Below are 14,426 nucleotides of genomic sequence, written 5' to 3'. Positions count from 1 at the left end.
CGCCCGCGGGAGATGGGTCATTCTGCCCACTGCGCCGGCCCTCCGGCCAGGTCGTGCTCGTACGCGTACGCCGTGGCCGCCGAGCGGGAGGAGAGCCCGAGCTTGCCGAAGATGTTGCTCAGGTGCCGGGCCACCGTCTTCTCGCTGAGGACCAGTTCGGCGGCGATCGCGTGGTTGGTCCGGCCGGTGGCGACGAGGCGCAGGACCTCGACCTCGCGGGGGCTGAGCCCTGCGGCGCCGTGGGGCCGGTCGCGGGTGAGCGCGTCGAGGCGGGCCAGGTCGTGAGCCGCGCCGAGCCGCCGGAACGCCTGACGCGCCGCGTCGAACTCCAGCCGGGCCGTTTCGACGTCGCCGGTACGCTGCCGTGCCCGGCCGACCAGGACGCGGGAACGGGCCCTCTCGAACGGGGCGTCGAGCTCGCCCCAGATCCGGCTCGCGTCGAGCAGCGCCTCCAGCGCGGCGGGCGCGTCGTCCTCGGCCAGGAGTACGGCCCCGCGGGCATGGGCCGCGACGGCGGACAGCAGCGGCGCTCCGATGTCGGCGGCGATCCGCGACAGCTCTTCCACCGCGCCCCTGGCCAGGGGCACCTCGTCGCCGGCCAGCATGATCTCCACGAAGGCGGACAGGACCTTGGCCCGGCCGAGCGGGTCCGGCGTCTCGTCCGCCGCGGCCCGGATCGCCGCGACGGCGGCGTCGGTACGGCCCTCGGCGAGCCAGAGCTGGGCGAGGCCCGGCTGGGGTGGGTGTCCGACCCGGGCGGCCCGCGCGTAGTCCTCCTCGGCCTCGGCGAACGCACCGCGCACCCGGTGCAGTTCGGCCTGCTGGTACAGGGCCATGCCGAGCGCCGGCTGTTCCGGCGGCTCCGCGAGCCGCTCGCACGCGCGCCGTGCCTCGTCCAGCGCGTCGGGCCACGCGCCGCGGGTCTGGAGCACCTGGGAGCGGTGGACCAGGCACTGGCCGCGGTACGGGACGAGATCCGGCTGCGAGGCACACCAGTCGGACAGCGCCACCGTCCACTCCTGCGCGCGACGCAGGTCGAACATGTCGTGGCAGGCCTCGATGACGCTGCAGTAGACGAGCCCGGTCACGAGCGGCGACAGCTCGCCGGACGTGACCGCGACCATGCTCTCGTCGAGCAGCGTCGCACCCGCGGCCGTCTCTCCCCCGGCGATCAGCGCTCGGCCCTGCCCGTGCCGCGCGAGGGCCACCAGCTCCGGGTCCGCGAACCGCTCGCCGATCTCGACGACCCTGGTGAACAGGGCGTACGCGGCGTCGACATCACCCTCGTAGACCAGCCGCACCCCGGAGGGGAACAGCACGTACCCCTGCTCCACACAGTCGAGCCGCCCGTCGTCGATCAGTCGCTGCGCCCGGGCGAGCCAACCGCCCCCGCGGGCCGTCTCGCCCCTCAGGATGAGCGGGATCGCCAGCCAGAAGGCGCACCGCACCGCGCGCGCGGGCAGCCCCAGCCGCAGATACGCGTGATGCGCCCGCTCCGTCGCCGCGCCGCTCTCGGCGTCGTGTCCGACCAGGAAGGCGGCGGTGGCCAGCCGCACGAGATCGTCGGGCCCGAGCGGATCCTCCCGGTCGGCATCCGACAACCGGGTGTAAGCCTCCCGCCACGCCCGGCCACCGAAGGCCTCGCGTCCCCGTTCGACTTCCGCAGCGACGTCCATGGCGCCTCCTCCCCCCATTGCACCTCGCGATCACGGGGCCTGTCAGGCCGAGCGTCGTCGGGGCATGCGGCGGAGGGCACCAGGGGCGGTACCGGGAAACGACGGAGGGGGCCGGTCCGGTGGTCACCGGGCCGGCCCTCTCCGGGGAGCTGTGCTCAGGCGCCGCGCAGTACGGCGCCCGTGCGGTCGGACGCGAGGGCGACGGCCGCGTCACGCGCGGCGCTGGCCTCGTCGACCGTCAGGGTGCGGTCCGTGGCGCGGAACTTCAGCGCGTACGCCAGGGACTTCTTGCCCTCGCCCAGCTGGTCGCCCGTGTACACGTCGAACAGCCGGATGGCCTCCAGGAGTTCGCCGGCGCCGTCGCGCAGCGCGGCCTCGACCGCGGCGGTCGGGACGGCCGTGTCGACGACCAGGGCGACGTCCTGCGTGGCGACCGGGAAGGAGGAGATGCTCGGGGCCTTCAGCGGTCCCTCGTTCGCCTTCTCCACCAGGTCCAGGTCCAGCTCCATCGCGCAGGTGCGGTCAGGCAGGCCGAGCGCCTTCACGACGCGCGGGTGCAGCTCGCCGCCGTGGCCGACGAGGACCTTCTCGCCGTCCACCACCACGTGGAACGCGGCGCAGCGGCCGGGGTGCCACGGGGCGTGCCGGTCGGCGCTGACGATCAGCTCGACACCGGCCTCGGCGGCCACGGTGCGCGCCGCCTGGATCGCGTCGGCCCAGTCGGCCGGACGGCCCTTGCCCCACCAGCCGGCCTGCTCGCGCGCGCCGGCGAGGACGACGGCGACGCGGCGCGGCTGCGCGGGCAGCGCGGCGTTGACCGTGGCGATCTCCTCGTCGGTGGGACGGCGGTCGACGGGAAGCCGCACGGCGACGCCCGGCTGCTCACCCGGCCGGAAGACCAGACCGGTCTCGAAGAGCGCAAGGTCGTGGCTGCCTCGCCCGTCGTTGCGGCGCAGCGCGCCGAGCAGGCCCGGCAGCAGCGTCGTACGGAGCGCGGGCTCCTCGTCGGAGAGCGGGTTGACGAGCGTGACGACCCGGCGGCGGGCGTCGTCGGCGTCCAGGCCGAGCTGGTCGAAGACCTGAGCGCCGATGAACGGGTAGTTCAGCGCCTCGACGTACCCGGCGCCGGCCAGCGCGCGGCCGACCCGGCGGTGGGTGCGCTGGCGCTCGGTGAGGCCACGCCCGGCGGGCGGCTTAGGCAGCGTGGAGGGCAGGTTCTCGTAGCCCTCCAGGCGGATGACCTCTTCGGCCAGGTCGTTCGGCACGTAGAGGTCGGGGCGCCACGACGGGACGGTGACGACGAGCTCGTCCTGGCCGTAGACGTCGCAGCCGATCTCCTGGAGGCGGCGGACGACGGTCTCGCGGCCGTAGTCGACGCCCGCGACCTTGTCCGGGTGGTTCGCCGGCATGGTGACCGTGCGGGGCGCGGACGGGGCGACGATCTCGGTGACGCCGGCCTCGGCCGTGCCGCCCGCGAGCAGCACGAGCAGATCGACGCAGCGCTGCGCGGCGGCGGCCGCGGCCTGCGGGTCGACCCCGCGCTCGAAGCGCCTGGACGCCTCGGAGGCCAGCTTGTGACGGCGGGCCGTGCGGGCGATCGAGATCGCGTCGAAGTGCGCGGCCTCGATGACGATCTCGGTGGTCCCCGTGACGACGCCCGTCTCGGGGTCGGTCACCGGGTCGGCGATCTCCGTGTGGGCTCCGCCCATCACACCGGCCAGGCCGATGGGGCCGCTGTTGTCGGTGATCAGCAGGTCCCCGGAGTCGAGGACCCGCTTCACTCCGTCGAGCGTCGTGATCGTCTCTCCGGCGGCGGCACGGCGGACGCCGATGGGACCGTCGAGGCGGGTGCGGTCGTAGGCGTGCAGCGGCTGACCGAGCTCCAGCATCACGTAGTTGGTGATGTCGACGGCGAGCGAGACGGTCCGCATGCCGGCCTTCTGGAGCCTGCGCTGCATCCAGATCGGGGTACGCGCCTCGGGGGTGACCCCGACGACCGTACGGGCGGTGAAGCGGTCGCAGCCGACCGGGTCGGCGACCTGGATCGGGTAGCCGTACGAGTTCGGCGCGGGCACGTCGAGGAGCGCCGGGTCGCGCAGCGGCAGGCCGTACGCGGTGGCGGTCTCACGGGCGATGCCGCGCATCGACAGGCAGTAGCCGCGGTCGGGCGTGACGGCGATGTCGAGGACCTCGTCGTACAGCTCCAGGAGCTTGGTCGCGTCGATGCCGATCTCGAGCTCCGGCGGCAGCACGATGATGCCGTGCGAACCGTCGTCGCCCATGCCCAGCTCGTCGCCGGAGCAGATCATGCCGCGGGAGACCCGGCCGTACGTCTTGCGCTCGGCGATCCGGAAGTCACCGGGGAGCACGGCGCCGGGCAGCGCCACGACGACCTTGTCGCCCTCGGCGAAGTTCCGGGCGCCGCAGATGATCTCCTGGGGCTCGCCGGTGCCGTTGGCCTGGCCGACGTCGACGGTGCAGAAGCGGATGGGCTTCTTGAACTCCGTCAGCTCCTCGATGGTGAGGACCTTGCCGACGACCAGCGGACCGGTCAGGCCGGAGCCGAGCTGCTCGACGGTCTCGACCTCGAGTCCTGCCGGAATGAGCTTGGCCTGGACGTCACGTCCGGTCTCCGTCGCCGGCAGGTCGACGTACTCCCGCAGCCAAGAAAGCGGGACCCGCATCAGATCTCCATCCCGAACGGCCGGGTGAACCGGACGTCACCCTCGACCATGTCTCGCATGTCTTCGACGTTGTGGCGGAACATCAGCATCCGCTCGATGCCGAACCCGAAGGCGAATCCGCTGTACTTCTCCGGGTCGACACCGCAGGCGACGAGCACCTTGGGGTTGACCATGCCGCAGCCGCCCAGCTCGATCCAGCCCTCGCTGCCGCAGGTGCGGCAGGGGCGGTCCGGGTTGCCGACGGACTCGCCGCGGCAGACGTAGCAGAGCATGTCCATCTCGGCGGACGGCTCCGTGAACGGGAAGAAGTTCGGGCGGAGCCGGGTCTTCATGTCGGGCCCGAAGAGCGCCTGGACCATGTGGTCCAGGGTGCCCTTGAGGTCCGCCATGGTCAGGCCCTCGTCGACGGCGAGCAGCTCGATCTGGTGGAAGACCGGGGTGTGCGTGGCGTCGAGCTCGTCGGTGCGGTAGACGCGGCCGGGGCAGACGACGTAGACCGGGGGCTCCCGGTCGATGAGCGTGCGGGCCTGCACCGGGGAGGTGTGCGTCCGCAGCACGACACCGGACTCGTCGCCGGTCGTCCCCTCCGGGCCCTGGACGAAGAAGGTGTCCTGCATCTGGCGCGCCGGGTGGTCCGGCACGAAGTTGAGGGCGTCGAAGTTGAACCACTCCGCCTCGACCTCGGGACCCTCGGCGACCTCGTACCCCATGGACACGAAGACGTCGGCGACCCGCTCCATGAGCGTGGTCAGCGGGTGGCGGGCGCCGGCCGGGACCCGGTCGTACGGCAGGGTGACGTCCACCGCCTCCTCGACCAGGACGCGGGCGTCACGCTCGGCCTCGAGCTCGGTCTGGCGGGCGGCGAGGGCCTTGGAGACCGCGCCGCGGGCCTGGCCCACGAGCTTGCCGGCCGCGGCCTTGGCCTGCGGCGGCAGCGCGCCGATCTCGCGGTTGGCCAGCGCGAGCGGCGACGTGCCACCCGTGTGCGCGACCTTCGCGTGCGCGAGCGCGTCGAGGTCACCCGCGGCGGCGAAGGCGGCGAGCGCCTCGTCCCGCATGCGCTCGATCTCTTCCGGTTTCAAGGCCTCGACCTCAACCGGGTCGTACGACTTATTGGGTGCGGACATCTCTTCCCGTGCTTCCGTTTGGCTGGCTTGGGCGCGGCCCCGCTCGACGTCAAGGGCGCAAACGTGCCAAAGGTCGAGTCTAACGGGGCGCGGGGACGCGAATGAGCCCGTGGGCGGCCCGGGCGGCTCGTGATCTCGTCAGGCGAGATAGGCCGGGGCGCCGACGGGCAGGATAAATCGGAACTCGGCGCCGCCCCGGGGGCCGCGGCCGACGGTGATCGTGCCGCCGTGGGCCTCGACGATGCCCTTGACGATGTACAGCCCGAGTCCGGTGCCACCGCGCTTGCTCCCCCGCCAGAAACGGGTGAAGACACGTCCCATCGACTCCTCGGGGATGCCGGGGCCTTCGTCGCTCACGGTGACCGCCGTTCCCTTCTCTCCGTCGGGGGTGTCGCAGGTGGGTGCCACCTCGATGGTGACGGTTCCCTCGCCGTGGCGCACCGCATTTTCCAGCAGGTTGCCGAGGACCTGGTCGACCTTGTCGGGGTCGGCCCAGAGATCGGGCAGCTGGGGCCGGACGCGGACGAAGAAGCGGTCCGGGGACTGTCCGCCGGTGGTGTGGGCCTGGATGTGCCGGTTGACGGCGGCGGCGATGTCGACGGGCTGGCGGCGCACCTCCAGGCGGCCGGAGTCGATCCGGGAGATGTCGAGGAGCTCGGCGATCAGCCGGGTGATGCGGTTGGCGTCGGCGTCGACGGTCTCCAGCATGAGCCGCTTCTGGTCGTCGGTGAACCGCTCCCACTTGGCGAGGAGGGTCGCCGTGAAGCCCTTGACGGAGGTCAGCGGGGAGCGCAGTTCGTGGGCGACGGTGGCGATGAGCTCGGCGTGGCTGCGTTCGGTACGGCGCCGGGCCTCGGTGCCGCGCAGCGAGACGACGACGCGGCGGACGGGCCCGGTGGGGTGCTCGCGGACGTACCGCGCGGAGACGAGGACCTCGCGGCCCCCGGGCAGGAGCAGATTGCGCTCCGGCTGGCCGCGCCGGGTGGCGAGCCCGCCGTACGGGTCGGTGAGGGTCCACCAGCGGCGCCCCTTGAGGTCCTCCAGGGGCAGCGCCTGTTCGAGCGGGAGGCCGAGGGCCTGTTCCGGGGGTACGGAGGTGATGCGGGCGGCGGCGGCGTTGAAGCAGACGACGCGTCCGGTGGCGTCGGCGACGACGAGGCCGTCGGGCAGCTCGTCGGGGTCGACGCCGGGGACGTCCGGCGCGGTTCGGGAGGACCCGTCCGGGCCCTCCGGGGCATCGGGCGCGGTGCTCCGTGCCTGTGCGGGACTGTCCGTTCCGACCGTCATCCCCGTTCCCCACCCCTCCGTGTAGCGCAGTGGGCCCCCGAGTTGGCCACCCTACTAGGTGCGGGTGACGCTTTGGAGCCCCTCAGCGGGAGGTTCGGGGGCGCTGGGCCCGCGCCGAGGCGTAGAGGCACACGGCGGCGGCCGTCGCGAGGTTGAGGCTCTCGGCCTTGCCGTGGATCGGGACGCGGACGACCGCGTCGGCGAGGGCACGGGTCTCCTCGGGGAGCCCCCAGGCCTCGTTGCCGAAGACCCAGGCGGTGGGCCCGCCCATGGTGCCGGCGTCCAGTTCGTCGTCGAGGTCGTTCCTCCCGGCGCCGTCGGCGGCGAGGATCCGTACGCCCGCGCTCTTCAGACCGGCGACCGCCTGCTCGACCGGGACGCCGACGACGACCGGGAGGTGGAAGAGGGAGCCGACGGAGGCGCGCACGGACTTGGGGTTGTACAGGTCGACGGAGGCGTCGGTGAGGACGACGGCGTCGGCGCCCGCCGCGTCGGCGCAGCGCAGCACGGTGCCGGCGTTCCCGGGGTCGCGTACGTGGGCGAGGACGGCGACGAGCTTGGGCCTGGCCGCGAGGACCTCCTCGAACGGCGAGTCGAGGAAGCGGCAGACCCCGACGAGGCCCTGCGGGGTGACGGTCTGGGAGACCTCGGCGAGGACGGTGTCGGGGGCGAAGTGGACCCGGGCCCCGGCCGCGCGGGCGGCCTCGACGATCCCGGCGTACCGCTCGGCGGCCTCGACGGTGGTGAAGAGCTCGACGAGGGTGGGCTCGCCGGAGCCGCTGCGGTGCTCGACGGCCTCGCGGACGGCCTGCGGGCCCTCGGCGATGAAGAGACGGTCCTTGCCCCGGAAGTTGCGCTTGGCGAGCCGCCTCGCGGCGACGACACGGGGCGAACGCGGGGAGATCAGCTCGGGGGTACCCATGGGGTCGGTGGCTCTTTTCGGGGGTCCGGGCGGGTGACGGGGGCTGGGAGTGTCCGGCGGACACCCCCTGGCGTGCTCCGAACACGACCGGACCCGCAGGCCCGAAGGCCTGCGGGTCCGGTGCGGAAGATCGGCGACCTGAGGATCAGGCAGCGGCCTTCGGCGCGTTGACGTCGGCCGGGAGGGCCTTCTGCGCGACCTCGACCAGCGCGGCGAACGCGTTGATGTCGTTGACGGCCAGCTCGGCGAGGATCTTGCGGTCCACCTCGATGTTGGCGGCCTTCAGACCCTGGATGAGGCGGTTGTACGTCATGCCGTTCTGGCGGGCAGCGGCGTTGATGCGCTGGATCCACAGCTGACGGAAGTCGCCCTTGCGCTTCTTGCGGTCGTTGTAGTTGTAGACCAGGGAGTGGGTGACCTGCTCCTTGGCCTTGCGGTACAGGCGCGAACGCTGACCGCGGTAGCCGCTGGCCTGCTCGAGGATCGCCCGGCGCTTCTTGTGGGCGTTGACTGCCCGCTTGACGCGTGCCACTTCTTAACTCCTTGTAGCGGGGTCGCGGTGGTACTCACACGACCCGGAAAACGGATGGGTCCCGGTCTTGGCCGGATGCCCTCGTCGCCGAGGGCGGGAGATCAAGCTCAGATGCCCAGCATCTTCTTGATCTTGGCCGCGTCGCCCGGGGCCATCTCGGCGTTGCCGGTGAGGCGACGCGTCAGCTTGGACGACTTGTGCTCGAGCAGGTGGCGCTTGCCGGCGCGCTCGCGCAGCACCTTGCCGGAGCCGGTGATCTTGAAGCGCTTCTTGGCACCGGAGTGCGTCTTGTTCTTCGGCATCGCGCCGTTATCTCCTCGTCAGTGGCGCTCCTCCGGTGCGGGCACCGGACATCCAGGAGCGTCAGTTCTCGTGTGGTGGTTCCGGGCGAGGCCCGGGGCTGCCTGGGTGGCAGCCCCCAGGGTCACGCCTCGGGGTTCTCGGCCTCGGCGGGAGCCTCGGCCGAAGCCTCCGCGGCCGGAGCCTCGGCGGTCTCGTCGGACGAACCGCCCTGACGCTCCGCCTTGCGCGCGGCCTGGGCCTCACGCGCCTCGGCCATGGCCTCGGTCTTCTTCTTGTGCGGGCCGAGAACCATGATCATGTTCCGGCCGTCCTGCTTCGGGTTGGACTCGATGAAGCCAAGCTCCTCGACGTCCGACGCCAGCCGCTGCAGCAGCCGGAAACCAAGCTCGGGGCGGGACTGCTCACGACCACGGAACATGATCGTGATCTTGACCTTGTCGCCCTGCTTGAGGAACCGGACGACGTGACCCTTCTTGGTGTCGTAGTCGTGCGGGTCGATCTTCGGCCGGAGCTTCATCTCCTTGATGACCGTGTGCGCCTGGTTCTTGCGCGCCTCACGGGCCTTCATGGCCGACTCGTACTTGAACTTCCCGTAGTCCATGAGCTTGCACACGGGCGGACGGGCGTTCGCCGCGACCTCGACCAGGTCGAGGTCGTACTCCTGTGCGAGCTCCAGGGCCTTGGCAAGCGGAACAATCCCGACCTGCTCGCCGCTGGGACCGACAAGTCGCACCTCGGGAACGCGAATCCGGTCGTTGATGCGGGGCTCGGCGCTGATGGATCCTCCTCGGTAGCACCACGCGACCGCCTGGCGGACGGACGCGTATGTCTATATCTGTTGAGACCAACCGCGCCGGGATATGAAAAATGCCCCGGACGGGACACAGGCGGGGCTCCACGAAAATACCGGAGCACCGCCGCGGTGAACCGCGGGGCGCACATCGGGCGGCTCCATCGTCCGTACGGAACGATGGGCGCCACCTGACCGGTGACCCGCCGCCCGCGAGGGCGGCCAGGTGGGAGATCGGAGCCTCCACTTGTGGGCCGGGCACATAGGTGTCCGGCCGGTCGTTACACAAGGTTAGCACCGACCGTCCCGGTTCGCTAACCGAGGACCGCGGGAAGGAGGGACGGCCCGCCCGGCATATCGTGTGGGCATGAGCGAGACGCCCCACACCGAGTCCCCCGACTTCGACGACATGACCCGTGACATCGCGGAGGTCCCGGCCGTCGAGGTCATCGTGACCGTCGCGGTGAACCTGATGAGCGCCGCCGCGGTGAAGCTCGGGCTCACCGAGGACGGCGAGCAGCACAAGGACCTCGACGAGGCGCGCAAGCTGGTCCACGCGCTGGCCGGCCTCCTCGACGCCGGTGCGACGGAGATCAGCTCCTTCCACGCGGCGCCGCTGCGGGACGGCCTGAAGTCCCTGCAGCTGGCCTTCCGCGAGGCCTCCGTCATCCCGGACGAGCCGGGCCAGGGCCCGGGCGAGAAGTACACCGGGCCGGTGTACGGCTAGGACGCGCCGGACGACCGTACGTAGAAGGGCTCGCCCGGGGGCGTGGCCGAGGCCGGCAGGAGTGCCAGGTCGAGGCCGCGCACCAGGCGGGCCCTCAGTGTTTCGTCGGCGGCCAGGCCACGGGCCACGCGCTGGGCGGCCTCCGCGGGGGCCGCGTCCTCGGACAGCACGAGGGCCAGGGTGCCGTCGGCGCTGCCGGGGCCGAGGTGGGCGCGCAGGACCGCGGGCTCGGCGGCGACCGCGTTCCGTACCGCCTCCCGTACCGCCGGGTCCTCCAGCGGGTCCGCACTGGTGCGGCCCTCGGCGAGGGCGAGCAGCGCCGGACCGGTCAGCTGGTACGGGACCGGGCCCGCGAGGTCGAGGACGACGGTGTCCGCCTTCTCGTGCGCCGCGGCCTGGAGTGCCTGGTGCAGGGGGACGGCCACCGGCCGGGCCTCCGGGTCCCAGAGCGCGAGCGAGGCGATCGAGGTGAAGGCCGGCAGCGCCCGCCGGTCGCCGGCGGTGAGCGTGGGCACGGCCATGTCGCTGGTCTTCTCGCGGCGCAGGCCCGTCTCCGGGTCCTCCTCCACCTCGCCGAGGACGGCGACCACGGGAACCAGCAGCCGCGCGTCCTTCAGCGCCTCCAGGACCGGCCCGTGCGCGGTTCTGTCCGCCGCCCAGGCCGCGAGGGCCTCGGTGAGCCGCGGATCGGCGGTTCCGTCGTCGTCGGAGAAACCGGGGTCAGGGATGTTCTTGAGCGCCACGCACCGAGCCTAACCGCCCTCGGCGGGCCGCTTTCCCCGCGGGTGCCCGGCGCACCCCGGGGCCGCTCCCGGCGCCGCACCTGGCGCCGCGCCCGTCCCGCGCCCCAGACTTGCCCCGTCCCGCCGCGCGACCGACCCACGAGGAGACGACCGCCGTGACCGTGGAAACGGATCTCGACACCGCGCTCGCCGAGGCCGTCGCTCCCGTGCTCGCCGGGAGCGGTGCGTCCCTCTCGGTCGCGGTGCTCGACCTGGAGACCGGGCGCTCTGCCTCGTACGGCGGCGAGGGCCGGACGTACGACACCGCGAGTGTCGTCAAGCTCGACATCCTCGCGGCCCTGCTGCTCCGCGCACAGGACGAGGGGCGGGAGCCGACCTCGGCGGAGCGCACGGCCGCCGCCGCGATGATCCGGCGGAGCGACAACGCGTCGGCGACCACGCTGTGGCGGGCGATCGGCGGCGCGGAGGGCCTGGACGACGCCAACGCGCGGTTCGGGCTGGCACGGACGACCGGAGCGAGGGCGTGGGGGCTGACGCAGACGACGGCCGCGGACCGGTTGGTGCTCCTCCGCGCGGTGTTCGGCACGGACTCGCCGCTGGCCGAGGACTCCCGTACGTACATCACCGCGCTGATGGAGAGCGTGGCCGCCGACCAGGCCTGGGGTGTCCCGGCGGCCGGCACCGACGGGGCGGTGAAGAACGGGTGGCTCCCCCGTGATGCCACCGGCCTCTGGGTCGTCAACAGCGTGGGGCGGGTGACGGCCTGCGGACGGGTCTGTCTCGTGGCGGTGGTCTCCGACGGTCATGCCGCGAAGGACGCGGGCGTGCTGTGCGTGGAGAGGGCGGCGCGGGCCGCGGTCAGCGCGGTGGGCGCGGTCCTGTAGCGCGGCTGCCGCGCCACAGGACGACCGCGGCGGCGAGCAGGAGCGCCCCGACACCGCCGGCGGCGGGGGCGAGCAGGCCGACCGGCCTGTCCTCGTCGGGGGCGGCCTGCGGTCCGGCGCCGAAGTAGCGGCCGCGGTAGCCGGCGGAGGCGTTCTTGGGGTCGGCGCCCTTGAGCCGGGCGCCGGCCTCGATGGCGGCGGCCGGGTCGACGGTGCCGTACCCCTTGTCGTCGCTGCGGCCGTCCTTGGGCCGGTTGCGGGCGGTGTCGATGAGGAGCCGCTTGATCTGGGCGGGCGTCAGGTCGGGGTGTGCGGACCGGACGAGCGCGACGGCGCCGGAGACGAACGCGGCGGCCGCGCTGGTGCCCCAGCCCTCGTAGTAGCGGCGGTCCGGGTCGGCGATGACGATGTCGACGCCGGGGGCGCTGACGGTGGAGTACCAGCGGCTGGTGGAGAACGAGGCGTGCGTGCCGTACCGGTCGACGGCGGCCACGGCGACGACGCCGGGGTAGGCCGCGGGGTACGAGATGTGGTCGCCCTTCTCGCCGCCGTTGCCGGCCGAGGCGACGACGGAGACGCCCTTGGCGAGGGCGTACTGGACGGCGGCGTCCTCCCCCGCGTCGGGGTGGGCGGACTTGGAGTCGTCGCCGAGGGAGAGGTTGATGACGTCGGCGCCGTTGTCGGTGGCCCAGCGGATGCCTTCGGCGAGGGCGGTGCCGCGGGTCTTGCGGGCCTTGTCGCGGGCCTTGTCCGTGCCTTCGAGGATGACCCGGACGGGCAGGATCTCGACCTTCGGTGCGATGCCGAGGACGCCGTCCTGACGGCCCGGGCCGTGGCCGTGCCCGGCGATGATGCCGGCCATGGCGGTGCCGTGCCGGGCCCACGCCCGGTCGCCGCGCACGGCGCCGAAGCCGACGAGGTCCTTGCCCTTGAGGACGGAGCCGACGAGGTCGGGATGGTCCGCGTCGACCCCGGTGTCGAGGACGGCGACGGTGATGCCCTCCCCCTTGGTGGTGCGCCAGGCCTTGCTCGTGTGCAGGGCTTCGAGGCCCCACTGGCGGGCGCGGATGGTGTCGGCGTACGCCGGGGTGGTGGTGGCGGGGAGCACCGCGAAGGCGGCCGCGAGCAGGGCCGCCAGGGCACGGGGTCGGGTCACCGGTCGTCGTCCTTCGCCGCGGTGGGGAGCGTGGCGCGCAGGGTGCTCTCGATCCGGTCGGCGACGCCCTTGGCCTCGTGGCCGAGGCCGGACTGGGCGACGGGGCTGGTCTGTCCGTCGGCCATGGCGCGGTCGGCGGGCTGGGGGGAGGCGACGGGACGCCCGTCGGCGAAGCCGGAGACGGCGGTGACGACGACCGGGAGGTCGGTGAGCGCCCGGGTCCACCAGCCGGCGCGCTGCGGGGCGCCGAAGCGTGCGGCCACGGTGCCGGGGGCGGAGAGTGCCGGGGGCACGTCGGCGCCGAGGCGGGCGGCGGACTCGGTGGCGAGGGAGCGGGTGGCGGTGGGGTCGGCCCGGGTGAAGACCAGACCGACGGTGATGACGCTGGAGGCGGTGGCGTCGGTGTACGTGGCGCGCAGGACGCGTTCGCAGCCGACGGGTTGCAGGGTGGTGAGCACGCTCCTGGGCAGGGCGGCCGAGGTGCAGGGGGCGTCGGGCGCGACGACGACCCGCGTCCAGGTGCGGTCGGCGGCGCCGGGGCCCTCCTTGGGGCCCGAGAGGGTGCGGGGGAAGAGCGTGTCGACGGGGACGCTGTGCCACAGGGTCCTGGCCTCGGCGTAACCCTCGGGCTCCTCGGCGGCACCGGCGTCGGTGGCGGCGAGGACGGCTCCGGCGACGGCGCCGCCGACGAGGCCGACCCCGAGGACGAGGCAGGCCCCGGCCGCGACGGCCCGGCCGACGCGGCGCTCACGGACGGGCCGGAGGCGGGTGGTGGTCTCGACGACGGTCTCGGGCGGCGCGGTGTAGGGCCGGTAGGCGCCGTACGTTCCGTACGTCTGCGCCGGCATCCGCGCTGCGGGCGCGGCGGCGGGCCGCGCGGGGGGCGGGCTCACCGGGCGCGGCGGTATCGACCGGCTCCCCGTCTCCCGGATCGGCCGCAGCCGCGCGGTCGTCTCGACGGCGGGTACGTCGGCAGAGCGAGCGGGGGCCGGGGGCCGGGCGGGGGCCGGGGGCCGGGCGGGAACGGAGGCGGGTGTCGCGGGGCGCGCGGGCGCGGGGGCCGCGGGCGGCTCGCGGCGGGCGGAGCCGGTGGTTCCACCGGCCGCGGACGGCGCGGGGCGCGCGGGCGGTGCTGCGGGACGCACGGGCGCGGAGGCGGGGCGCACGGACGGCACGGGCCGGGCGGAGCCGGTGGTTCCACCGGCCGCGGACGGCGCGGGGCGCGCGGGCGGTGCTGCGGGACGCACGGGCGCGGAGGCAGGACGCGCGGACGGCACGGGCCGGGTGGAGCCGGTGGTTCCACCGGCTGCGGACGGCGCGGGGACTTCCGCAGTGGTGCGGGCTGACGGTGCCGCAGGGCGCACGGGCGCGGAGGCAGGACGCGCGGGCGGCACGGGCCGGGTGGAGCCGGTGGTTCCGCCGGCCTCGGGACGCGTGGGGGGTTCCGGCGCGGGGGGCCTCGTGGCAGGGGGTTCCGTCGGGCGCGGGGGGACTGCGGGCGGGCCGGGGACCGTGGTGGAGGCCGGTGCGGCGGCCGCCGGGGCGCGGTCCGGCGAGGCGGGGCCAGGGACCCCCGGCGGCGCGGTGTCGGGCGC

General features: G+C 73.8%; 13 protein-coding genes. 2 read left to right on the top strand and 11 right to left on the bottom strand.

All coding sequences use genetic code 11. The annotated features are described in order from the left end of the window. Positions 1 to 17 precede the first annotated feature (17 nt). The 8 genes from ACF1G2_RS20655 to infC form a co-directional block, all read right to left on the bottom strand. Positions 18 to 1,676, bottom strand: coding sequence for a LuxR C-terminal-related transcriptional regulator (locus ACF1G2_RS20655; RefSeq protein WP_391799659.1), 1,659 nt, complete (start codon positions 1,674 to 1,676; stop codon positions 18 to 20). A gap of 155 nt (positions 1,677 to 1,831) precedes the next feature. Then, positions 1,832 to 4,360, bottom strand: coding sequence for a phenylalanine--tRNA ligase subunit beta (gene pheT / locus ACF1G2_RS20650; protein WP_391799658.1), 2,529 nt, complete (start codon positions 4,358 to 4,360; stop codon positions 1,832 to 1,834). After that, on the bottom strand, positions 4,360 to 5,487 hold the full coding sequence (pheS, locus tag ACF1G2_RS20645) for a phenylalanine--tRNA ligase subunit alpha (protein ID WP_137990416.1): 1,128 nt from the start codon (positions 5,485 to 5,487) through the stop codon (positions 4,360 to 4,362). Before pheS ends, pheT begins: the two co-directional genes overlap by 1 nt. A gap of 138 nt (positions 5,488 to 5,625) precedes the next feature. Next, positions 5,626 to 6,774 carry an ATP-binding protein gene (locus tag ACF1G2_RS20640; protein WP_391799657.1) on the bottom strand — a complete coding sequence of 383 codons (1,149 nt, stop codon included), beginning with the start codon at positions 6,772 to 6,774 and terminating at the stop codon, positions 5,626 to 5,628. Between the two features lie 82 nt (positions 6,775 to 6,856). Continuing rightward, entirely contained in the window at positions 6,857 to 7,696 is an 840-nt protein-coding gene (locus ACF1G2_RS20635; protein WP_391799656.1) for a TrmH family RNA methyltransferase, read from the bottom strand. A gap of 145 nt (positions 7,697 to 7,841) precedes the next feature. After that, complete coding sequence (gene rplT / locus ACF1G2_RS20630; RefSeq protein WP_030493496.1) at positions 7,842 to 8,228, bottom strand: 50S ribosomal protein L20; 387 nt, start codon at positions 8,226 to 8,228, stop codon at positions 7,842 to 7,844. Positions 8,229 to 8,335: 107 nt separating this feature from the next. Next, entirely contained in the window at positions 8,336 to 8,530 is a 195-nt protein-coding gene (rpmI, locus tag ACF1G2_RS20625) for a 50S ribosomal protein L35 (protein WP_019884943.1), read from the bottom strand. Between the two features lie 122 nt (positions 8,531 to 8,652). After that, the gene (infC, locus tag ACF1G2_RS20620; protein WP_352186621.1) at positions 8,653 to 9,309 is read right to left on the bottom strand and encodes a translation initiation factor IF-3; all 657 of its coding nucleotides are present in this window, start codon (positions 9,307 to 9,309) and stop codon (positions 8,653 to 8,655) included. A 379-nt stretch (positions 9,310 to 9,688) separates the two neighbouring features. On the opposite strand from infC, the gene ACF1G2_RS20615 reads away from it, so the two are divergent. Continuing rightward, positions 9,689 to 10,048 carry a DUF1844 domain-containing protein gene (locus ACF1G2_RS20615; RefSeq protein WP_352186456.1) on the top strand — a complete coding sequence of 120 codons (360 nt, stop codon included), beginning with the start codon at positions 9,689 to 9,691 and terminating at the stop codon, positions 10,046 to 10,048. On the opposite strand, the gene ACF1G2_RS20610 is transcribed toward ACF1G2_RS20615, so the two are convergent. Then, positions 10,045 to 10,791, bottom strand: coding sequence for an SseB family protein (locus ACF1G2_RS20610; protein ID WP_391799655.1), 747 nt, complete (start codon positions 10,789 to 10,791; stop codon positions 10,045 to 10,047). The two genes, ACF1G2_RS20615 and ACF1G2_RS20610, sit on opposite strands and share 4 nt — an antisense overlap. A 155-nt stretch (positions 10,792 to 10,946) precedes the next feature. On the opposite strand from ACF1G2_RS20610, the gene ACF1G2_RS20605 reads away from it, so the two are divergent. Next, positions 10,947 to 11,675, top strand: coding sequence for a serine hydrolase (locus ACF1G2_RS20605; protein WP_391799654.1), 729 nt, complete (start codon positions 10,947 to 10,949; stop codon positions 11,673 to 11,675). Here the strand turns inward: ACF1G2_RS20605 and mycP are convergent. Together mycP and ACF1G2_RS20595 are read right to left on the bottom strand one after the other, a co-directional pair. Further along, entirely contained in the window at positions 11,650 to 12,831 is a 1,182-nt protein-coding gene (gene mycP / locus ACF1G2_RS20600; RefSeq protein WP_391799653.1) for a type VII secretion-associated serine protease mycosin, read from the bottom strand. The genes ACF1G2_RS20605 and mycP overlap by 26 nt on opposite strands. After that, positions 12,828 to 13,724, bottom strand: coding sequence for a hypothetical protein (locus ACF1G2_RS20595; protein WP_391799652.1), 897 nt, complete (start codon positions 13,722 to 13,724; stop codon positions 12,828 to 12,830). The genes mycP and ACF1G2_RS20595 overlap by 4 nt, the downstream gene beginning before the upstream one ends. Positions 13,725 to 14,426 lie beyond the last annotated feature (702 nt).

Origin of the sequence: Streptomyces sp. NPDC013457 (assembly GCF_043089925.1) — a bacterium.
Classification (GTDB): Bacteria; Actinomycetota; Actinomycetes; order Streptomycetales; family Streptomycetaceae; genus Streptomyces.
The sequence above is the reverse complement of the archived record's forward strand: the minus strand, read 5'-3'. Positions and strand labels throughout refer to the sequence as shown.

Coding starts and splice junctions, on each gene's coding strand:
- ACF1G2_RS20655 (WP_391799659.1), bottom strand. CDS start 1,676: ATGGACGTCGCTGCGGAAGTCGAACGGGGACGCGAGGCCTTCGGTGGC.
- pheT (WP_391799658.1), bottom strand. CDS start 4,360: ATGCGGGTCCCGCTTTCTTGGCTGCGGGAGTACGTCGACCTGCCGGCG.
- pheS (WP_137990416.1), bottom strand. CDS start 5,487: ATGTCCGCACCCAATAAGTCGTACGACCCGGTTGAGGTCGAGGCCTTG.
- ACF1G2_RS20640 (WP_391799657.1), bottom strand. CDS start 6,774: ATGACGGTCGGAACGGACAGTCCCGCACAGGCACGGAGCACCGCGCCC.
- ACF1G2_RS20635 (WP_391799656.1), bottom strand. CDS start 7,696: ATGGGTACCCCCGAGCTGATCTCCCCGCGTTCGCCCCGTGTCGTCGCC.
- rpmI (WP_019884943.1), bottom strand. CDS start 8,530: ATGCCGAAGAACAAGACGCACTCCGGTGCCAAGAAGCGCTTCAAGATC.
- ACF1G2_RS20615 (WP_352186456.1), top strand. CDS start 9,689: ATGAGCGAGACGCCCCACACCGAGTCCCCCGACTTCGACGACATGACC.